This is a genomic window from Roseobacter sp. HKCC-CH-9351 (genome assembly GCF_037830295.1).
GTDB lineage: Bacteria > Pseudomonadota > Alphaproteobacteria > Rhodobacterales > Rhodobacteraceae > M30B80.
Genome location: NZ_JBBLYM010000001.1, coordinates 1,391,640 through 1,411,511, shown reverse-complemented (window position 1 = coordinate 1,411,511; position 19,872 = coordinate 1,391,640). Strand labels below are relative to the sequence as shown.

The 19,872-nt window shown below is 56.2% G+C and carries 18 protein-coding genes; 4 read left to right on the top strand and 14 right to left on the bottom strand.

Features of this window, described 5'->3' with window-relative positions:
* The first annotated feature begins 7 nt into the window (after positions 1 to 7).
* Entirely contained in the window at positions 8 to 955 is a 948-nt protein-coding gene (locus AAC632_RS07185; protein ID WP_340297316.1) for an AEC family transporter, read from the top strand.
* Here the strand turns inward: AAC632_RS07185 and AAC632_RS07180 are convergent, their stop codons facing one another.
* From AAC632_RS07180 to AAC632_RS07155, 6 genes are all read right to left on the bottom strand, one after another.
* Positions 956 to 1,798, bottom strand: coding sequence for an ATP-binding protein (locus AAC632_RS07180; protein ID WP_340298748.1), 843 nt, complete (start codon positions 1,796 to 1,798; stop codon positions 956 to 958).
* Positions 1,799 to 1,813: 15 nt separating this feature from the next.
* Positions 1,814 to 2,707 (bottom strand): twin-arginine translocase subunit TatC, encoded by an 894-nt coding sequence (gene tatC / locus AAC632_RS07175; RefSeq protein WP_340297318.1) that lies wholly within the window; start codon positions 2,705 to 2,707, stop codon positions 1,814 to 1,816.
* Positions 2,704 to 3,309, bottom strand: coding sequence for a Sec-independent protein translocase protein TatB (tatB, locus tag AAC632_RS07170; protein WP_340297320.1), 606 nt, complete (start codon positions 3,307 to 3,309; stop codon positions 2,704 to 2,706). Before tatB ends, tatC begins: the two co-directional genes overlap by 4 nt.
* Before the next feature lie 83 nt (positions 3,310 to 3,392).
* The gene (locus AAC632_RS07165; protein WP_317656028.1) at positions 3,393 to 3,614 is read right to left on the bottom strand and encodes a twin-arginine translocase TatA/TatE family subunit; all 222 of its coding nucleotides are present in this window, start codon (positions 3,612 to 3,614) and stop codon (positions 3,393 to 3,395) included.
* 204 nt (positions 3,615 to 3,818) lie between these two features.
* Positions 3,819 to 4,922 carry an ABC transporter ATP-binding protein gene (locus AAC632_RS07160; protein ID WP_340297321.1) on the bottom strand — a complete coding sequence of 368 codons (1,104 nt, stop codon included), beginning with the start codon at positions 4,920 to 4,922 and terminating at the stop codon, positions 3,819 to 3,821.
* An 87-nt stretch (positions 4,923 to 5,009) separates the two neighbouring features.
* A complete protein-coding gene (locus AAC632_RS07155; RefSeq protein ID WP_340297322.1) occupies positions 5,010 to 5,789 on the bottom strand; it encodes an SDR family oxidoreductase in 780 nt (259 codons plus the stop codon).
* Positions 5,790 to 5,960: 171 nt separating this feature from the next.
* Here AAC632_RS07155 and AAC632_RS07150 point away from each other — a divergent pair, with 171 nt between their 5' ends.
* The 3 genes from AAC632_RS07150 to AAC632_RS07140 all read left to right on the top strand — a co-directional run bounded on the left by AAC632_RS07150 (position 5,961) and on the right by AAC632_RS07140 (position 10,493).
* Positions 5,961 to 6,980 carry a Hint domain-containing protein gene (locus AAC632_RS07150; RefSeq protein ID WP_340297324.1) on the top strand — a complete coding sequence of 340 codons (1,020 nt, stop codon included), beginning with the start codon at positions 5,961 to 5,963 and terminating at the stop codon, positions 6,978 to 6,980.
* A gap of 68 nt (positions 6,981 to 7,048) precedes the next feature.
* A complete protein-coding gene (locus AAC632_RS07145; RefSeq protein ID WP_340261164.1) occupies positions 7,049 to 8,668 on the top strand; it encodes a peptide chain release factor 3 in 1,620 nt (539 codons plus the stop codon).
* A gap of 139 nt (positions 8,669 to 8,807) precedes the next feature.
* Positions 8,808 to 10,493, top strand: a complete 1,686-nt coding sequence (locus AAC632_RS07140) for a DEAD/DEAH box helicase (RefSeq protein WP_340297325.1) — start codon at positions 8,808 to 8,810, stop codon at positions 10,491 to 10,493.
* Positions 10,494 to 10,520: 27 nt separating this feature from the next.
* Here AAC632_RS07140 and AAC632_RS07135 read toward each other — a convergent pair whose 3' ends face one another.
* The 8 genes from AAC632_RS07135 to AAC632_RS07100 form a co-directional block, all read right to left on the bottom strand.
* The gene (locus tag AAC632_RS07135; RefSeq protein ID WP_340297327.1) at positions 10,521 to 12,200 is read right to left on the bottom strand and encodes a ribonuclease J; all 1,680 of its coding nucleotides are present in this window, start codon (positions 12,198 to 12,200) and stop codon (positions 10,521 to 10,523) included.
* Positions 12,200 to 12,976, bottom strand: a complete 777-nt coding sequence (locus AAC632_RS07130) for a type III pantothenate kinase (protein ID WP_317656040.1) — start codon at positions 12,974 to 12,976, stop codon at positions 12,200 to 12,202. The genes AAC632_RS07135 and AAC632_RS07130 overlap by 1 nt, the downstream gene beginning before the upstream one ends.
* A 12-nt stretch (positions 12,977 to 12,988) precedes the next feature.
* The gene (locus AAC632_RS07125; RefSeq protein WP_340297329.1) at positions 12,989 to 13,744 is read right to left on the bottom strand and encodes a biotin--[acetyl-CoA-carboxylase] ligase; all 756 of its coding nucleotides are present in this window, start codon (positions 13,742 to 13,744) and stop codon (positions 12,989 to 12,991) included.
* Positions 13,734 to 15,170 (bottom strand): NADH-quinone oxidoreductase subunit NuoN, encoded by a 1,437-nt coding sequence (gene nuoN / locus AAC632_RS07120; RefSeq protein ID WP_340297331.1) that lies wholly within the window; start codon positions 15,168 to 15,170, stop codon positions 13,734 to 13,736. The genes AAC632_RS07125 and nuoN overlap by 11 nt, the downstream gene beginning before the upstream one ends.
* A 10-nt stretch (positions 15,171 to 15,180) precedes the next feature.
* Positions 15,181 to 16,725 (bottom strand): NADH-quinone oxidoreductase subunit M, encoded by a 1,545-nt coding sequence (locus AAC632_RS07115; protein ID WP_340297333.1) that lies wholly within the window; start codon positions 16,723 to 16,725, stop codon positions 15,181 to 15,183.
* Positions 16,726 to 16,734: 9 nt separating this feature from the next.
* Positions 16,735 to 18,876: an NADH-quinone oxidoreductase subunit L gene (gene nuoL, locus AAC632_RS07110; protein ID WP_340297334.1), complete on the bottom strand. Its 2,142-nt coding sequence runs from the start codon at positions 18,874 to 18,876 to the stop codon at positions 16,735 to 16,737.
* A 4-nt stretch (positions 18,877 to 18,880) separates the two neighbouring features.
* A complete protein-coding gene (gene nuoK / locus AAC632_RS07105; protein WP_317656049.1) occupies positions 18,881 to 19,189 on the bottom strand; it encodes an NADH-quinone oxidoreductase subunit NuoK in 309 nt (102 codons plus the stop codon).
* Between the two features lie 68 nt (positions 19,190 to 19,257).
* The gene (locus AAC632_RS07100) at positions 19,258 to 19,872 is read right to left on the bottom strand and encodes an NADH-quinone oxidoreductase subunit J (protein ID WP_317656051.1); all 615 of its coding nucleotides are present in this window, start codon (positions 19,870 to 19,872) and stop codon (positions 19,258 to 19,260) included.

Sequence of the window (19,872 nt, the reverse complement as noted above, 5' to 3'; positions counted from 1 at the left end):
AAGCGCCATGTTCACAATAACCCTCGCCATTGCGCCGATTTTCGTTCTGATTGCCACAGGCTATGGCCTGCGCCGCGCGGGCCTGCCCTCGGCCGAGTTTTGGAACCTCAATGACCGTCTGGTCTATCTGGTTCTGATGCCTGCCATCTTCTTTAACAGCATTTCTACGGCCGATTTGGGCGCTGCTGCTTTGGGTGGCTTTTCCGCATTGCTCTATGCGGGTTTTTTCGTGGGCATCATTGCGGGGCTCGTCGGGGCAGGCTTAATGCGCCACCATGGGCGCGCCGCGGGCAGTTCTTTGGTGCAAGGGGCGGGACGGTTCAACACGTTCATCGCCGTTGCTGTCGCGGGCGCCCTCTATGGGCCTGAGGGATTGGAGCTTGCGATTTTAGGCGCGGCCATTCTGGTGCCTGTGGTCAACCTAACAGTGGTGACCACGCTTGTCCTCATGTTGCCACAAGAGCGCGGCACGGGGATTGGCGGCCAGATCACGGCCACGCTGAAAAATCTTGCGAAAAACCCTTTGATCCTGTCGATTGCCGCTGCCATGGCATGGAACCTTGCAGGGTTGCCGCGGATGCCAGTTTTTCACGACAGCCTCGAAATTCTGGGCCAAGCGGCCCTGCCCATCATGTTGCTGTGCGTTGGGGCGAACCTCAAACTGCGCGGCCTCTCGGCAGAGGCGGGGCCATTATTTCTTGCAGCCATCGCAAAGCTTGGCTTGTTTCCTGCCGCAATTATGGGGTTGGCTTTGATCCTCGATGTGCCGCCCCTACAGGCACAAATCGCGCTGACCTTTGGCGCGCTGCCAACAGGTGTGGCCGCCTATACATTGGCCCGACAAATGGGAGGGGATGCGCCGCTTATGGCCGCAATGATCACGGTGCAAACGCTGCTCTCCTTCGCAACTATGCCATTGTGGCTGAGCCTTGGGGCGCGGGTTTTCGGTCTGTAATTATTTCAGCACAACGCCATGTCGACCTGCCAAATCAGTGAAAAATTGCCACGCCACGCGGCCTGACCGCGCCCCGCGTGTTGCAGTCCACTCAATCGCCTCGGCACGCAACTGATCTTGGGGCACAGCCACGCCATAGGCACGGCAATAGCCGTTAATCATCTCGAAATATTCGTCCTGCGTGCAAGGATGGAACCCAAGCCACAGCCCAAACCGATCCGAGAGCGAGACCTTCTCCTCCACCGCCTCAGACGGGTTTATAGCACCGCTGCGCTCATTCTCGATCATATCCCGCGGCATCAGGTGACGGCGGTTAGACGTGGCATAGAAAATCACATTTTTAGGGCGGCCTTGCACACCACCATCCAAAACCGCCTTGAGCGATTTATAATGTTGGTCATCATGGCTGAAGGATAGATCATCACAAAACAAGATCACGCGTACAGGGGCTGCGCGCAACAGTGTCAAAAGCCTGCCAATCGTGGGCAAATCTTCGCGCTGCATTTCCACCAATTTGAGCGGCAAACCCTCGGCCACCACGGCCCCATGTGCGGCCTTAACCAGCGAGGATTTCCCCATCCCCCGCGCGCCCCATAAGAGCGCGTTATTGGCGGCATAGCCGCGCGCGAATTGGCGCGTATTGGCCATAAGCGTGTCGCGCGCGCGATCCACGCCCACCAACATTTCAACACCCACGCGCGAAATCTGCGCGACAGGTTCCAAATGATCAGGATCTGCATGCCACACAAAGGCGTCAGCTGCGCCCCAATCAGGGGTTTGCGCGGCGGGCGGGGCCATCCGTTCTAACGCATCCGCAATTCGGGCAAGCTGCTTTTTCGCCATAGCCATTACTACCGTTTACTCTTTCTGCGCCGCGTCCTTTGCGGATACTTCATCGGCCTCGTCTTCATCCCATAGGCCTTCGGACTTGAGGCGCTCCTTACGCTTTTTCTCAACCATGGCGACCAAGAAAATGGAAATCTCGTAAAGCCCATAAACGGCGCTGAAAAGGATCAGCTGCGTGACAACATCTGGCGGGGTCACCAAGGCCGCAACGACCAAAATGCCCACAATCGCATATTTGCGCACATCGCGCAGACCTGCCGCTGAAACCAAACCCGCCTTACCCATCAAGGTCAAAAGCACGGGCAGCTGAAAGCACAGCCCGAAGGCAAAGATAAACTTAAGCGCCAGATCAAGCGACTCGCGCACCGAACCGAGAAAGACCGTTTGCAGCTCTTGTGAGGGCGCGGAGGGTTGGAACTCCCCCTCCCCTGCAATCAAGTTGGCCAAGGCAGGGATCGCATCAGAAAACCCGATGAAGAAATTCATTGCCAAGGGCGTAACGATGAAATGCGCGAAGGCAGCCCCTAAGAGAAACAAAAGCGGCGAAGCAATCAAGAAGGGTAAAAATGCATTTTTTTCAGTTTTATAGAGACCAGGTGCCACAAAGCGCCAAAGCTGATGCGCAATCACAGGGAAAGAAATCGCAAAGCCCGCGATCACCGAAATACGGATCAAGACAAAGAATTTCTCTTGCGGGGCGGTGAAGATCAAACGTGCATCTTCGCCCCGCGCGCGCAAGACATCGGCCAGAGGTTGCGAAATAAATTCAAGCAATGGTTCGGCTACAGTGAACATAATCACCATACCCGCCACAAAGGCCAAAACCGAGCGGATCAACCGCGTGCGCAATTCCGCCAAATGCTCAATCAATGGGGCGGAATGATCTTCAATCTCGTCTTCGCTCATGCCTCATCCGCCTTTTTCGCGCGGGGTTTAGGGGCCGCTTTGGGCGCAGTGGTCTTGACCTTTGCAGGCGCAGCCTTGGCCCGTGTCGTTTTTGCGGGTTCGGCTTTTTTTGCAGGTGCCTTTTTCGGCGCAGCCTTAGGGGCCGCCTTTGCTTTGGGCGCAGCCCTTTTGGCAGGCGCGGCTTTTGCCTGCGCTGGCGCCTCGCTTGGCGCCTCTGCAGGCTCACTGCGCTTAACGGCAGGTGCGGGGGCTTGGGTCGGATTTCCTTGCGCGCCCGTAGGTTTACCCTGTTTGCCCGTCTTCAGCGGCTTGTCGCTGTTGAAATCTGCATCCAGATCAAGATCCGCGTTGAGAGATTGCTTGACCTTATCCAGACCATATTGACGCGGATTGGTCAGGGCTTTCATCTCGCGGTTCATTTCGCGCATGCCCGTTTGATCGGCCGCATCATTCATAGCCGAGGTAAACTCGCGCGCCATGCCCTTGATGCGCCCCACAAACAGACCTGCTTTGCGGAACATGACAGGCAAGTCTTTTGGCCCGACAACGATCAAGGCAACAATGCCGATCACCATCAATTCCATCCACCCGATATCAGGCATGGCGTCCCTCTCGTGACAAACCGCGATTAGCGCAAGGTTTCATGATCCGGCCCCGCGCCAATGCGCAAGGCCAAAGACGATCATTAGGCCTTGTCACGCTCATTTTCAGGGGTAACATCGCGCGCGCCCTCACCATCGGCAGCTTTATTTTCAAGCTCCTCGGTGCTGTCTTTGACGCCACGCTTAAAGGCGGTGATGCCTTTTCCCACTTCGCCCATCAGGCCCGCGATTTTGCCGCGCCCGAATAGAACCAGCACGACCACCGCAATCAGCAAAAGCCCTGCAGGGCCAATATTGTTGAACATTTCGCTCTCCCATTTCAGCGCAGGCTGATGACACAATCCGCACATCAACCGCGCCGCGTTTATATCTTGGCCTCAACGCCACAGCCCCCAAAGGCCAATGCCGCTTGCCCACCAAAGGAATGTCGCGAAATCCTGCGCCGCCTGCAAGGGGCAAAACGCCCCTGCACGCGGGAAACTGATCACGATTGTATAATGAAGGCCCGTTTAGGAAGCTTTGGCCACAGGAAAGACAAAACATTTCTCGCGGCGCAGGCTCAACCACATCGCGGTGCCTTTCTTGGGCAAAAACACGCCCGGCACTGTGGCACGGATCACCTCGCCGTTGAAATCCATACGAAACTCAACAAGGCTTTCATGGCCCATGAAGCGCGCGCGCTCGACCATGCCGCGTGCTGGCACACCATCGCTGACAGTAGGGTTTGGGCCACGACCACCCCGATCAAAATCAATCTTCACATGTTGGGGGCGAAAGACAATCTCAACCGCCGTGCCATCGGCAAAACCCGGCGCCAAGAATTGCCCAAAGGCGGTGTCGGTCAGCGCCCCATCCACACGGCCAGAGATGACATTCACATCCGAGAAAAACGCCGCCGCCGCTTTGTCCACGGGGGCGTTGTAAATATTATAGGGCGCGCCCTGTTGCACGATATGACCGTTGCGCATCAAGGCGATTTGATCCGCCATGCGCATCGCTTCTTCGGGCTCATGGGTGACAAGAACCACCGCTGTGCCCTCTTCCGTCAGCAATTCCAATGTTTCATCGCGGATGCCATCGCGCAGTCGATTGTCCAACCCCGAAAAGGGTTCATCCATCAGCATCACTTTGGGACGCGGCGCAAGCGCGCGGGCCAAGGCCACACGCTGCTGCTCGCCGCCCGACAGCATATGGATGCCTTTTTCCCCATAGCCTTTGAGATCAACACGGGCGAGCAATTCCTTAACCCGCGCGCCCACTTCAGGGCCGCGACCCTTTAGACCAAAGGCAATATTTTGCGCCACGTTGAGATGCGGAAAAAGCGCGAAATCTTGAAAGATCAAACCGACCGACCGCGCCTCGGGGGGCAGATGCAGCCCTGCATCGGAGACAGTGACACCATCAAGCGCAACCGTCCCACCCGTTTGACGCTCAACCCCCGCGATGACACGCAATGTGGTGGATTTTCCGCATCCCGAAGGGCCAAGCAAACACATCACCTGCCCAGCCGCCACCGACAAGGATATGCCCCGCACCACTTCCGTCCCATCAAAGACGCAAGAGAGGTTGCTTACCTCAAGCCGCGGGGAATTTTGGCGCGGGACTTGTTTCATAGGGCGATTGCATCCTGATAAAAACACTCAACTTGGTCAGCTATCAGGCACAAGCCCCCCTTTCAAGCGCCGCTTTGCTGCGGCTTCTCAAATAGTGATGGCGTTCTGACCACCATCCAAGAGCACATTTTGCCCCACCATGAAGCCCACATGTTGCGAGCATAAAAACGCACAAGTAGCGCCAAATTCCTGCGCCGTGCCGTAGCGCCCAACGGGTAGGGTGCCAAAGCGGCGGGTGCGTGCCTCCTCAACACTAATTCCCTCGCGCTCCGCTACGCCCTTATCAAGCGCATCGGCGCGATCCGTGGCGTGGATACCGGGCAAGAGATTGTTGATGATCACCCCTTTGGCAGCAACCTGTCGGGCTGTGCCCGCAACATAGCCCGTCAAGCCTGCGCGTGCAGAATTGGACAAGCCCAATTGTGGGATCGGTGCCTTGACCGACTGCGAGGTGATATTGACCACACGACCCCATGATTTTTCCATCATTTGCGGCATGTAATGTTTCATCAGCGCAATCGGTGTCAGCATATTGGCATCCAGCGCCTTGATGAAATCATCGCGCGTCCAATCCGACCACAAACCTGGTGGGGGGCCGCCCGCATTGGTCACAAGAATATCAATTGCACCCGCCCCCGCGACCACATCGGCGCGCGCCGCCTCATCGGTGATATCGGCGGTAATCGCGGTGACTGAAACGCCATAGGTGTCGCGAATATGCGCGGCAGTCGCCTCAAGCGCCTCTGCACCGCGGGCATTGAGCACCAGATCAACCCCTGCCTCAGCCAAGGCTTCGGCGCAGCCGCGCCCCAAGCCTTTGGACGATGCACAAACCAATGCGCGCTTTCCCTTAATGCCCAAATCCATAATCTGCTCCCTCGCATTCTTTACCATCTTTCCTTGCGCGCAAGCGCGCCTCTGGGGGCAAGTTAGGTGCCTGTTGCTGCCAAATCCAGTCTTGCGTGAGATTTACCTTTCACCAAAAGCGCCGCTTGACCGCGCCCTGCCCCGTTTCTATTGAGAAAAAAGGAGGGTGAAATGGCCAGCTTACCCGCGCAATTAAAATTCGATGTTTATCCTGCCACGCAGTTCTGCGTGGATCGCGGCGCCAATGAAGGCGATGCGCTTGGCACCTTTGACGAGGTGGAGGCAGGCGATATCTACCGCATGCGCAAAGATGCCAGCGCCCTCACCCTTGCCATGCGGGATGATGCCGATGGCACGCAGTTGGTGGCCGAAGGCAGTCAATTGGGCCGTGCAGGCGACAAGCTGACGATTGCAGCCTGTCACCAATTGATGACCCCAGACGGGACTTTGGCCGAAATCCTGACCCTGACAATCTGGCCTGCAGGCCAACCCGCCCATTACATCCTGTCGCTGTGCAATCTTGAGCCGGGTGAAGATTATGAATTGGTGGGCTCTGAGGCCGAAACAGCATCGCTGCGCTTTGCTGATATTGCCTGCCTGTCCTTTTTGGCAGGCACGCACCTTACCCGTGCCTCTGGCGCACAAATTGCCGTTGAGGCGCTGCAAGAGGGCGATCTGCTGCTGACCCGCGAAAATGGGGCGCAGCCTATTCGGTGGATTGGGCGCACTGTGTTGCGCGGCACAGGCAGCACAGCGCCCGTGCTGATCCGCCAAGGCGCGTTAAACACGGCGCGAGATTTGGTTTTGATGCCGAACCATCGCCTCTTTGTATGGCAACGCCAAGATATGCTTGGCACAGGCCGCGCTGAGGTCATGGTCAAGGCCGCCCATTTGATCAATGGCAGCACCATCACACGGCTTGAGGGCGGCTTCTTTGATGGGTTCCAAATCCTGCTTGATCGTCACGAAATCCTTTATGCCGACGGGATCGCGGTCGAAAGCCTGATGGTTACAGGACAAACCCGCCCCGCCTTGCCCGAAGCGATCCTTGCAACCGCCGCGCCCGATCTGAGCCCCGAATTACGCACCGCGCTTGAGCTTGACGCGCTGGCGCTTGCCCGCGCAGAGGGTGATCCCGCCAAAGCGCTTTACGAGGCCTCACTGGGTGGCAAAAAACGCCCTAACCCATAGCATATTCTCTTCACCCTGCCGCATCATCCCCCTTTCCAAAGGGCGCATCGCGCCATATACCGCGCTCCATGTCCGATATATCGCCTTCACCCCTCGCCAATCGCCCTGCCCTGCCGCCTGAAATCGGGCGCAGACGCACCTTTGCGATCATTTCCCACCCAGACGCGGGCAAGACCACGCTGACCGAGAAATTCTTGCTTTATGGCGGTGCGATTCAAATGGCGGGTCAAGTGCGCGCCAAAGGCGAAGCAAGGCGCACGCGCTCGGACTTTATGAAAATGGAACAGGATCGCGGCATCTCAGTCTCGGCTTCGGCCATGTCCTTTGATTACCGCGCGTTCCGCTTTAACCTTGTCGACACCCCAGGCCACAGCGATTTCTCAGAGGATACCTACCGCACGCTTACGGCGGTGGATGCTGCCATCATGGTGATTGATGGGGCCAAGGGCGTAGAAAGCCAGACCCAAAAACTCTTTGAGGTTTGCCGCTTGCGCGATTTGCCCATCCTCACCTTTTGCAACAAGATGGATCGCGAAAGCCGCGACACATTCGAAATCATTGACGAAATCCAAGAGAACCTTGCGATTGATGTGGCCCCCGCCAGTTGGCCTATTGGGATGGGGCGCGATTTCTTGGGGTGCTACGACCTGATCCATGATCGGCTTGAATTGATGGATCGCGCAGATCGCAACCGCGTTGCCGAAACGGTCAAAATGAGTGGGCTAGACGACCCGAAACTTGCGGATCACATCCCCGAAGCACAGCTTGCCAAGCTGCGCGAGGAAATCGAGATGGCGCGCGAATTGCTGCCCGCCTTTGATCGCGCCACATTCCTTGCGGGTGCGATGACCCCGATTTGGTTCGGCTCGGCCATCAACTCCTTTGGGGTGCGGGAATTGATGGAGGGCATTGCCGAATTCGGCCCCGCGCCACAGGTGCAAACGGCCGATCCGCGCGAAATTGCGCCAGAAGAAGGCAAGGTAACGGGCTTCGTGTTCAAAGTTCAGGCCAATATGGACCCAAAACACCGCGATCGCGTGGCGTTTATTCGTTTGGCGTCAGGACATTTTGAGCGGGGCATGAAACTGCATCATGTGCGCTCTAAGAAACCGATGGCTGTATCCAACCCCGTGCTCTTCCTCGCAGCTGACCGCGAATTGGCGGAGGAGGCATGGGCAGGCGACATTATCGGCATTCCCAATCACGGGCAGTTGCGCATCGGGGATGCCCTGACCGAAGGGGAGGCGCTGCGCTTTACAGGGATACCCAGTTTCGCGCCTGAATTGTTGCAAGTGGCGCGCGCAGGCGACCCGATGAAAGCCAAACACCTTGAAAAGGCCCTGATGCAATTCGCCGAAGAAGGGGCGGCAAAAATCTTTAAGCCACAACTTGGCTCAGGTTTTATCGTGGGTGTTGTGGGCGCGCTGCAATTCGAGGTTCTCGCCAGTCGGATAGAACTGGAATACGGGCTGCCCGTGCGTTTTGAAGCCAGCCAATTCACATCGGCCCGATGGGTGCATGGCGCGCGCGATAAGGTCGATGCATTTGCGACCGCCAATAAACAACATATGGCGGTCGATAATGATGGCGACCCTGTGTATCTGACGCGCCTGCAATGGGACATTGATCGTGTCGAACGCGACTACCCCGATGTGCGGCTCTCGGCGACCAAGGAATTGATGGTTTAACACCCCGTTTGACCCTTGCCGTGGTTTCGGCTAAATGCTTGTCCATTCTTGGCAATCTGGCCAAGGATCACGCCGCGGAGCGCGCGAGGATATGCGCTCCTTCACATATGCCGGTTGAGACTGGCCAGAACGGACGCATATGACCAAATTCACCGATCTAAACCTCAATCCGAAGGTTCTGAAAGCTATATCTGAAGCAGGGTATGAAACCCCAACCCCCATTCAGGCAGGCGCAATCCCCCCCGCATTGGAAGGGCGCGATGTTTTGGGGATTGCCCAGACGGGCACAGGCAAAACTGCCAGTTTCACATTGCCCATGATCACGCTTTTGGCACGGGGTCGGGCACGGGCGCGGATGCCACGTAGCCTCGTTCTTTGTCCCACCCGCGAATTGGCGGCACAGGTGGCCGAAAATTTCGACACCTACACCAAGCATCTGAAACTGACCAAGGCCCTGCTGATTGGCGGGGTGTCATTCAAAGAGCAAGACCTTCTGATTGATCGGGGTGTCGATGTTCTGATCGCAACACCGGGCCGTCTCTTGGATCATTTCGAGCGCGGCAAACTGCTGTTGACGGGCGTTCAGATCATGGTGGTGGATGAGGCCGACCGCATGTTGGATATGGGCTTTATCCCCGATATTGAGCGGATTTTCTCGCTGACGCCCTTCACGCGCCAAACCTTCTTTTTCTCTGCCACGATGGCCCCAGAGATTGAGCGGATCACATCAACCTTTTTGTCTAATCCCGCGCGGATCGAAGTGGCGCGCCAATCCACGACATCCGACACCATCACGCAGGCGTTGTTTTCCTTCAAACCCACCCGCCGCGACACAAGCGCGAAAGAAAAGCGCACCATGCTGCGCGCCGCGATTGCCGCAGAGGGCGAGGGTTGCACAAATGCCATCATCTTCTGCAATCGCAAAGTGGATGTCGATATAGTCGCAAAATCGTTGAAGAAACACGGGCTGGATGCCGCCCCTATTCATGGCGATTTGGATCAATCGCAACGCATGCGCACCTTGGATGGGTTCCGCGAAGGAAGCCTTCGCTTTCTTGTGGCCTCAGATGTGGCCGCGCGCGGCCTTGATGTGCCAAGCGTAAGCCACGTGTTTAATTATGACGTCCCCTCTCACGCCGAGGATTACGTCCACCGTATTGGCCGCACGGGCCGCGCAGGGCGTAAGGGCCGCGCAATCACCATCGCGGTGCCTGCAGATGAAAAATATCTCACAGCGATTGAGGCCTTGATTGGCAAGCCCATTCCGACTGATGAGCCCCTACCATGGAGCCCCACAAGCGAGCAAAAGCCTCATGAAGCGGACGCGGCGAATGATGAGCGCGACAAACCCCGCCGCAGCCGCGGGGGGCGTGGTCGCCGCAAGTCGCACGAGGGCGATGAAGGCAGCACAGCAAAGACTGAAACACAGACCGAAGCGCCCAAAGAGGTGTCCGAAGACAACACCCCGCCCCAGCCAACGCCGAGCAGCGCGGCGCCGCGCCCCGAGCGCAGCCATGACCGCCATGAGCGCGGCGGACGCAATCGCGGCGGACAAGGTGGCGGACATCGTGTTGTTGGCATGGGTGAGCATTTGCCAAGCTTCATCGCGCTCAGCTTTGACGAACGCCGCGGGCTAAGCAGCAGCTATGTTCCTGCCGATGCAGAGGATGAGCAGAGCCAAGCTGAGGCGCAAGAGATTGAGACACCAGTGGCCGCCACTGAGGAGGCCCCAAAGCCAAAGCGCAAGCGCAGCCCGCGCAAACCTAAAGAAAAACCTGAGGCGGAAGGGCCAGAAACCCCCGCTGAACCAGTATCAGAAGAATAAAAAAACGCCCCATCTTGGGGCGTTTTTTTATTCAGCGACAAGGCGGCTGATAATCACGCTGACCTCAGGCTTTTTGCCGATTTCGGCCTGAACAGATTGGCGGATGGCGCGGCGCACCGCCTCCTCAATCTTGTCGTCATCACGGGTGATCTTGCGATCCAGACGCGGCAGAAGATCGGCCAATTCATCCTCGAGCATCTCGGTTAAACTGCCATGGCCATTGCGCAAATGATCTGGCAGGCCACGCAGCTCGACCCACGCATCTTCAATCAAGCTGTCATCCTCATCGACAATCAGCGCCGCAATCACGAGGCCATTTAGGGCCAGTTTCATGCGATCACGGATCACCCCGTCATAGGCGCCCACCCGTGTGCTGCCATCTAGGTAATCGCGCGCGACCTCGACATATTCGACCGCAGCGGGCGCATTGCCTGACAATTCCAACATTGTGCCATTTGGCGCAACAAGGCCAAGCATTCCCTTTTCCATGGCAAGCCGCGCATGTTCGCGCAAATGGCGGAATTCACCATGATTGGGCACAAGGATACGCGGACGCAAAATATCATGCATCTTTTCCAAATCGGGGCGATTGGCATGGCCCGACACATGGAAAAAGCCCGATTGTTCATCCACGATCTCTACCCCGATTTCTGCAAGCGCGTTTTGAATGCGCCCCACAGAGACCTCGTTGCCTGGAATGGTTTTGGACGAGAAGAGGAACATATCGCCCTCTTTGAGCTCCATCCCCAAATAAGAGCCACGCGATAGGGCCGCCGAGGCTGCCCGCCGCTCCCCCTGACTGCCTGTCACAATCAGCATAAGGTTTTCGCGTGGGATATCGCGGGCCTCCTCAACTGACACGGTCGAGGGGAAATCAGTCAGCACGCCTGCCTCGACCGAGGCGCGGATCATGCGTTGCATTGCACGGCCTAGCAGACAGACGGAACGGCCATTGGCCACTGCGGCATCGGCCAAGGTTTTTACCCGCGCAACATTGGAGGCAAAGGTGGTCGCCACCATCATGCCCCGCGCGCGCCCAATCAGCGCTGTGATGGGTTCTGGCAACTGGCTTTCGCTGCGCCCTTCATGGCGCGAAAACACATTGGTGCTGTCACAGATATAGGCCAAGACCCCCTTCCCTGCTATCTCACCCCACATGGCTTCGTCAAAAGGTTCGCCGACCATTGGGTTCGTGTCGATTTTGAAATCACCCGAATGCACTACGCGGCCATGTTCCGTGTCGATAACAAGGCCCGAGCTTTCAGGGATGGAATGCGAGACGGGGGCAAATTGCACCTTGAAAGGGCCTGCTTCCACCACTTTGGGATAGGCACCAACGACCCGCACCTGATCAGGGTCGTGACCCGCCTCTTCCAATTTGCGGCGGGCATGGATGGCCGTGAAATTACGGGCGTAAACAGGCGCGCGCAGGCGCCCCCACAAATGGCCGAGGGCGCCAACGTGATCTTCATGGGCGTGGGTGATGAAAATCCCCTCAAGGCGATCTGCACGTTCTTCCAACCACGCGATATCAGGTAGGATCAGGTCAACGCCCGGTTGACCATCCATGTCGGGAAAGCTGACGCCGCAATCGACAAGGATTAAACGCTCCGCACCTTGTTCTCCAACACCATAGACATATGCGTTCATTCCGATCTCACCTGCCCCGCCAAGGGGAAGATAGATCAGCCTGTTTCGATCGCTCATCAGCTTGCCTGTTCCTCGTTATATTTATGGATCACGGTCAGACCATGCATGGTCAGATCATCTTCGATCCTGTCAAACAACACATCGCCCGTAGAGAAGAGTGGCGCAAGCCCCCCTGTCCCAACTATCCGCATCGGGCGGTCGCGCTCGGCGCGAATGCGGTCACAAATACCGCGCACAAGGCCCACATAGCCCCAAAACACGCCCGACTGCATGCAAGCCACCGTATTGGTGCCAATCACCGATTGCGGTTTTGTCACATCCACATGGGGCAAGGCGGCGGCTGCGTGGTGCAATGCTTCAAGGCTAAGATTGACGCCCGGCGCAATGACACCACCCACATAAGCGCCATCTTCGGCCACAACGTCAAAGGTAGTTGCTGTGCCAAAATCCACCACAATCAAATCGCCGCCATGGCGATCATAGGCGCCCGCGGTATTGACCAAGCGGTCAGGCCCCACTTGCGTGCCTGCATCCACCCGTGGCGGCACAGGCAAGAGACACTCAGATTTACCAACCACAAGCGGGCGGCAGTCGAAATAGCGATCACACAAAACGCGCAAGTTAAAGACCACGCGCGGCACAGTTGAGGAGATAATCACCGCGTCAATCTTGGGTTTTAGCCCATAATGATCCATCAAGGTTGAATACCAAACGTAATATTGATCTGCGGTGCGTTGATGCTCGGTTGCGGTGCGCAATGTGCACAGAAATTGCGCGCCATCCCAAAGGGAAAACACCGTATTCGTATTGCCGCAATCCACACAAAGAAGCATCTCGCACGCCCCCTAAAAATAAATATCCGCCGCCGCAATGGCACAAGGCCCGCTTGGCGTGGTTAATATCAGATTACCAGTTTCATCGACATCGTCAAAAACGCCACGAATGTCCCGATTGGGCAAACGCGCCAAAATGACTTGGCCGCGCTTGGCCGCGTGGGTCATCCATGCGGCGCGCACAGGGGCAAAACCCTGCTGAGAGATCTGCGCCTCCCAATGCGCCATGCGCGGGGTCAGCTGATCTAAAAAGGTTTCAGGGTCTGGGCATCGGCCTGCAACGCTGAACAGATCAATGGGCGCAAGCGCGCCCTCCTCAAGGCCCGCCACATTTGGGCTGTGTCGAAGGTTCACACCGATGCCGATCACCAAATGCCCCTGCTTGCCCGCAGCGATCCCGCGGCTTTGCAGCAGGATGCCCGCGATTTTCTGGCCCTCAAGTAGCACATCATTGGGCCATTTTAAGGTCAATGCGTCAGGCGCCACATAACTGGACAAAGCATCACGCAAGGCCAGCGCTGCGGTGAACGAACGCAAAGCTGCCTCTTGCGGGGGGCAGTTGAGTGGCAGGATAAGTGAGGCTGTGAAATTACCAAGGGGGGCGCGCCATGCCCGCCCCCGCCGACCATATCCCGCATCTTGGGTATGGGCCAAAATCCATGTGGGTCGCTCTAGCGGCGCGGCGCGCAAGCGCCGCTCCGCTTCGGCCATGGTGCTGTCGACACGGGCCAAAATGACCCGTTCAACCGCCGTGCTGTCAGCGCACAAGTGCCTGCGCCGCGTTGGCCGCCAAATGGTCAATACCGAACAAATTCACAATGCCCGCAATCATGACCACGGCGGAAATCGTCAGGCCCAAGAATTGGATGATCGACATCCGCCCATCTAGGCCTTCGCGCGGTTCGCCAAAATACATGAAATAGACGATACGCAAATAATAGTAGGCGCCGATCACAGAGGCGATGACCCCTGCCACGGCCAACCAAACCAAGCCCGCATCAACAGCCGCTACCAAGACCGCGTATTTCGCGAAAAAGCCCAACATGGGTGGGACACCTGCGAGACTGAACATCAGCACCAAAACCGCCAAGGCCTGACCCGATTGTGCGGTAGCATAGCCGTTCAAGGCAGAGATATCGGTGACGGGGTAACCATCTTTCTCCATCGACATGATGAAGGAGAAAACACCAATATTCATGGTCACATAAATCGCCATATAGATCAGCATCGCCTCGACACCCTGCCCCGTGCCAGAAGCCAGACCCATCAGGGCAAAGCCCATATGCCCGATGGAGGAATAAGCCATCAGGCGTTTGATATCAGTTTGGCCAATGGCTGCAATGGCCCCGACAAACATCGACAAAACCGCCAAGGCCGCAAGAATCTGCTGCCAATCGGAAATGGCCATGCCAAAGGCATCGTAGACCAAACGGGCAAATAGCCCCATTGCGGCCATTTTCGGCGCTGTCGCAAAAAGGGCTGTCACAGGGGTCGGTGCGCCCTCATAAACATCAGGTGTCCACATATGGAACGGGGCCGCTGATACTTTGAAGGCCAGACCTGCCGCCATAAAGACAAGGCCAAACACCATACCCAAAGACATACCGCCCATCGATGCCTCGATTATGCCCGCAAAAAGCGTGGTGCCCGCAAAGCCGTAAACGAGGGACGCGCCATAGAGCAATAGACCCGAGGAGAGAGCGCCAAGTACGAAATATTTAAGGCCCGCTTCGGTTGAGCGCACGCTGTCACGGCGCAAGGCGGCAACCACATAAAGGGCTAGGGATTGCAGCTCCAACCCCATGTAAAGCACGATCAAATCACCAGCAGACACCATGATCATCATGCCAACAACCGCCAAGGTGACAATCATCGGATATTCAAACCGACCAAGGCCCGATTTCTGCATCGCCTCTTGGCCCACGATCAAAATTGCCGCCGCGGATAAAAGGATCACAATTTTGGCAAAGCGCGCAAAATCATCAACCACGATCATGCCACCAAAGCTGCTTGCATCGCCTTGACCTGTTGCCGCGACATAGAGCGCCATAATCGCAAAGACTGCGGCGGTCGCGTAGGTCAAGGCAGGCGCCATGCCATCTTTGGTTGTGTAAACAGCCAACATCAGCCCCGCCATCGCATAGATGGACAGGACAATCTCTGGGATCAAAACTGCGAGGTCTGCGCCGATCATTAGAAATTCCTCAATGGCTGGCTGCAAGCGCAGTTGCGGGGGCAAACTCCGCAACGCTTGTGTGATAATTCGACAAAAGCGCCTCTACCGAGGGGCCAATAATATCGGTGACGAGGCTCGGATAGACACCCAATAGAATGGTCATCACCACCAATGGCGCGAAAATCGCCTTTTCGCGCGCGGTCATGTCGGTGATGGATTTCAGGCTTTCCTTGATCAGGTCACCAAACACCACGCGGCGATAGAGCCAGAGCGCATAGGCCGCCGACAAGATCACGCCTGTTGCCGCCAAAAGCCCAATCAGCGTGTTCACATGGAAAACACCCATCAAGGTCAGGAATTCGCCGACAAAGCCCGATGTGCCAGGAAGGCCCACATTGGCCATAGTGAACAGCATGAACACCGCCGCATAAGCGGGCATCCGATTTACCAGACCGCCATAGGCATCAATCTCGCGCGTATGCATGCGATCATAGATGACGCCAACACAGAGGAACAAAGCCCCCGAAACAAAGCCGTGGCTGACCATTTGGAAAATCGCGCCATCTACACCTTGTTGATTGGCGGCGAAAATCCCCATCGTCACATATCCCATATGCGCAACTGATGAGTAAGCGATCAGCTTTTTCATATCTTCTTGCACCATCGCGACCAGTGAGGTGTAGATGATCGCAATCACAGACATCCACAGCACCAATGGCGCCATGATGTCAGAGGCGACTGGGAACATTGGCAAGCTAAAGCGCAAGAAACCGTATCCGCCCATCTTCAGCAAAATTGCCGCCAGAACCACAGAGCCTGCGGTTGGCGCCTGAACGTGTGCATCGGGCAACCACGTATGGACAGGCCACATTGGCATTTTGACCGCAAAGGACGCGAAGAAAGCAAGCCAAAGCAACATCTGCATCCCACCTGCAATCTGCCATCCAAAGAGGCTGATACCTGCCGCCGAGAATTCATGTGTCAACAATGTGGGGATATCGGTGGTGCCCGCATCAATATACATCGCCACCATCGCCACCAGCATCAGCACCGAACCAAGGAAGGTGTAGAGGAAGAATTTGAACGCCGCATAGATGCGGTTTTTGCCGCCCCAAATCCCAATAATTAAGAACATCGGGATCAGGCCTGCTTCGAAGAACAGGTAGAAGAGAACCAAATCCAATGCCACAAAGACGCCGATCATCAGGCTTTCGAGAACCAAAAGCGCGATCATGTATTCTTTGACGCGATGCTCTACGCCCCAACAGGCAGCAATTGTAATCGGCATCAACAATGTGGTCAGCAGAACGAATAGCACGCTGATCCCGTCTACACCCAATTTATAGCTGAGGCCAAAGAGCCATTCGCGTTCTTCCACCATTTGGAAGCCCGTGTCATTCGCATCGAATTGCACAAGGATCGCCAAGGAGATCAGGAAGGTTGCGGTGGTGGCTGCCAGCGCCAAACGCTTGGCTCCAAGCTGTGCCGCCTCATCCTCGCCGCGCAAAAACAGCGCAAGGATGAGGGCCGCAACCATAGGCAGGAAGGTGACGATGGAAAGTAAGTTGTCCATGGAAATCCCTTAGCCTCCGATCGAAAGGCTGATCCATGTGATCAGTGCTACCACACCGACCACCATGGCAAATGCATAATGGAAAACGTAACCCGACTGCGCACGCCCTGCGAGGCGGGTTAAGAAGGGGATGATCCCAAGGGCAAGGCCGTTGATCCCCCCGTCAATGATTTTGGTATCGCCAAGCTTCCAAAAGACACGGCCAATCGTCTGAGCAGGGCGCACAAAGACCGCGTCATAAATCTCGTCAAAATACCACTTGTTCAGCAAGAACAGATAAAGCGGGCGGTTGACCGTTGCCCAACGGGCAGGAAGGCTTGGGACAGCTATGTAAAAGATGTAAGCCACAAGTAGCCCGCCCAACATCGCGATAAACGGCGCAACTTTGACCCATTTGGGCACTTCATGCGCGTCATTGAGAACGGTATTGTCAGGGGCTTGGTGAATGGCCCCTTCCCCGGGTACGCCCTTAAAGACATAGTGATGTTCAGCTTCGGCTGTACCCTCATGCGTGGCGGCATGGGTGGCATCATGACCTTCTTTGGCCATGGCCGCATCGGTGTGACCTTCGGTGCCATGGGTTGCGTCCCCCTCACCATGGGCCATCGCCTCAGCATAGGGGACGCCAAAGAATTTACCGACCTCATCTGGATGCCCAAAGAACGGCTTCAGCCAGATCATACCTGCAAACACCGCACCAAAGGCCAGAACGCCAAGCGGGATCAACATCACCACAGGGCTTTCATGTGCGTGATCATGCGTGTGCTTGTCACCCCGCGGGGTGCCAAAGAAGGTGAGGAACATCAAACGCCATGAATAGAAGCTGGTGAAGGCAGCAGCGATCACCAACATCCAGAAGGCGTAATGGCCCAATCCACCGCCAAAGGCATAGGCGCTTTCAATCACCGCGTCTTTGGACAGGAACCCTGCAAAGCCATAATAGGTCAGCGGGACACCAACGCCCGTGATGGCCAATGTGCCAATCATCATGGCCGCGAATGTAAAGGGAATCTTCTTCCGCAATCCGCCGTAATTGCGCATATCCTGCTCATGATGCATCGCGTGGATGACGGAGCCTGCGCCAAGGAACAGCATGGCCTTGAAGAATGCGTGGGTAAAGAGGTGGAACATCGCCACCGAATAAACCCCAACCCCTGCCGCAACGAACATGTATCCCAATTGCGAACAGGTGGAATAGGCGATGACGCGCTTGATGTCGTTCTGCACCAATCCAACAGTGGCCGCAAAGAACGCGGTCAGCGCGCCAAGGATGATGATGAAATTTGTGGCATAGGGGGCGTATTCCATAATCGGCGACATACGGCAGACCAAGAAGACCCCCGCCGTCACCATGGTTGCAGCGTGGATCAGCGCGGATACAGGGGTCGGGCCTTCCATCGCGTCAGGCAACCATGTGTGCAGCAAGAGCTGCGCCGATTTCCCCATCGCGCCGATGAACAACAGCATTGCGATTGTATTGGCGGCATTCACCTCGAAGCCGAGGAAGGCAAAGCTTTGCTCTGCCAGTTCCGCACCCATCGGCAAAATCACATCAAATTGGATCGAGTCCGCCATCCAATACAGACCGAAGATCCCCAACAAGAAGCCGAAATCGCCAACGCGGTTGACGATAAAGGCCTTCATCGCCGCCGCACCTGCGCTTGGCTTGCGGAAATAGAAGCCAATCAAAAGATAGGAGGCGACCCCTACCCCTTCCCACCCGAAGAAGAGTTGCAGCAGGTTATCCGCGGTCACCAGCATCAGCATGGCAAAGGTGAAGAACGACAGATAGGCAAAGAACCGCGGGCGATAGCTTTCGCCTTCGCGGAAATTGTCGTCATGCGCCATGTAGCCAAAGGAATACAGATGCACGAGCGCCGAGACAGAGGTGATCACAATCAACATAATCGCCGTCAAGCGATCAATGCGAATGGCCCAATCCGTGAACAGGCTGCCTGATTCCACCCAACGCAGGATTGATATGGAATAGGTTTCGCCATCAAACCCGATGAACAGGGCCCAAGACAGGATCATCGACAAGAACAAAAGCGCGGTTGCAATGATGCAGGCGAGTTGTTCACCAAACCACCGCCAGCCAAAGCCAGCCAAAAGCGCGCCGATGAGCGGTGCAAAAAGCAGGATCGTTTCCATCGGCTCAGCCCTTCATATTCGAAACATCTTCAACCGCGATGGTGCCACGGTTGCGGAAGAAACAGACAAGGATCGCAAGACCAATCGCGGCCTCTGCCGCGGCGACTGTCAGGACGAACATGGTAAAGACCTGACCTGTCAAATCCCCCAAATAGGAGGAAAACGCGACAAGGTTGATATTCACCGATAGCAAAATCAATTCGACTGACATCAGGATCACGATGACATTCTTCCGATTGAGGAAGATGCCAAAAATCCCGATCACAAAGAGCGCAGCCGCCACCGTTAGGTAGTGTTCCAGTCCGATCGTCATTTCGTCCCTCCGAGGGGGTTTCCCTCATGGTCATTCAATATTCTGCGGGGCTAAAAGCCCCGCTTATGTCACAGCCCTTGACCAGGCTTTACGTCTTTTAGTTCCATCGCTTTCGCAGGATCACGATACATCTGCGCCAAGACATTCTGGCGCTTGACGTCCACGCGGTGGCGCAGCGTCAGAACAATCGCGCCCACCATCGCAACCAACAAAACCAAACCTGCCAATTGGAACACCAACAGGTAATGATCATAAAGGATCATCCCCAAAGCTTTGGTGTTGTGCATCTGATCGATTGCGGGGGTTGGATTGCCCAAGCGGGTATCAATCCCATCTGAAAAGGCCCATGTGCCATAGGCAAGGCCCAGTTGGATCAACAAAACCACACCAATCAAAAGCGCAAGTGGCATATATTGCGCCATTCCCGCCTTAAGTTCGGCGAAATCAACATCCAACATCATCACCACAAAGAGGAACAGCACCGCCACCGCGCCCACATAGACAATGATCAACAGCATCGCGACAAATTCAGCGCCCAAAAGGACAAACAAACCCGCGGCAGACAGGAAGCTGAGGATCAGCCACAGAACCGAATGCACGGGGTTGCGGGCCAGCACCACCAAAAGTGCTGCGGCAACCAGAACGGTTGAAAACGCATAGAAGGTGATATCGGCCACGCCCAT

What these genes read in the sequence shown, in the direction of transcription:
- AAC632_RS07185 (WP_340297316.1), top strand. Translation starts at nt 8, where the DNA reads ATGTTCACAATAACCCTCGCCATTGCGCCGATTTTCGTTCTGATTGCC.
- AAC632_RS07180 (WP_340298748.1), bottom strand. Translation starts at nt 1,798, where the DNA reads ATGGCGAAAAAGCAGCTTGCCCGAATTGCGGATGCGTTAGAACGGATG.
- tatC (WP_340297318.1), bottom strand. Translation starts at nt 2,707, where the DNA reads ATGAGCGAAGACGAGATTGAAGATCATTCCGCCCCATTGATTGAGCAT.
- tatB (WP_340297320.1), bottom strand. Translation starts at nt 3,309, where the DNA reads ATGCCTGATATCGGGTGGATGGAATTGATGGTGATCGGCATTGTTGCC.
- AAC632_RS07165 (WP_317656028.1), bottom strand. Translation starts at nt 3,614, where the DNA reads ATGTTCAACAATATTGGCCCTGCAGGGCTTTTGCTGATTGCGGTGGTC.
- AAC632_RS07160 (WP_340297321.1), bottom strand. Translation starts at nt 4,922, where the DNA reads ATGAAACAAGTCCCGCGCCAAAATTCCCCGCGGCTTGAGGTAAGCAAC.
- AAC632_RS07155 (WP_340297322.1), bottom strand. Translation starts at nt 5,789, where the DNA reads ATGGATTTGGGCATTAAGGGAAAGCGCGCATTGGTTTGTGCATCGTCC.
- AAC632_RS07150 (WP_340297324.1), top strand. Translation starts at nt 5,961, where the DNA reads ATGGCCAGCTTACCCGCGCAATTAAAATTCGATGTTTATCCTGCCACG.
- AAC632_RS07145 (WP_340261164.1), top strand. Translation starts at nt 7,049, where the DNA reads ATGTCCGATATATCGCCTTCACCCCTCGCCAATCGCCCTGCCCTGCCG.
- AAC632_RS07140 (WP_340297325.1), top strand. Translation starts at nt 8,808, where the DNA reads ATGACCAAATTCACCGATCTAAACCTCAATCCGAAGGTTCTGAAAGCT.
- AAC632_RS07135 (WP_340297327.1), bottom strand. Translation starts at nt 12,200, where the DNA reads ATGAGCGATCGAAACAGGCTGATCTATCTTCCCCTTGGCGGGGCAGGT.
- AAC632_RS07130 (WP_317656040.1), bottom strand. Translation starts at nt 12,976, where the DNA reads ATGCTTCTTTGTGTGGATTGCGGCAATACGAATACGGTGTTTTCCCTT.
- nuoN (WP_340297331.1), bottom strand. Translation starts at nt 15,170, where the DNA reads ATGATCGGCGCAGACCTCGCAGTTTTGATCCCAGAGATTGTCCTGTCC.
- AAC632_RS07115 (WP_340297333.1), bottom strand. Translation starts at nt 16,725, where the DNA reads ATGGACAACTTACTTTCCATCGTCACCTTCCTGCCTATGGTTGCGGCC.
- nuoL (WP_340297334.1), bottom strand. Translation starts at nt 18,876, where the DNA reads ATGGAAACGATCCTGCTTTTTGCACCGCTCATCGGCGCGCTTTTGGCT.
- nuoK (WP_317656049.1), bottom strand. Translation starts at nt 19,189, where the DNA reads ATGACGATCGGACTGGAACACTACCTAACGGTGGCGGCTGCGCTCTTT.
- AAC632_RS07100 (WP_317656051.1), bottom strand. Translation starts at nt 19,872, where the DNA reads ATGGGCGTGGCCGATATCACCTTCTATGCGTTTTCAACCGTTCTGGTT.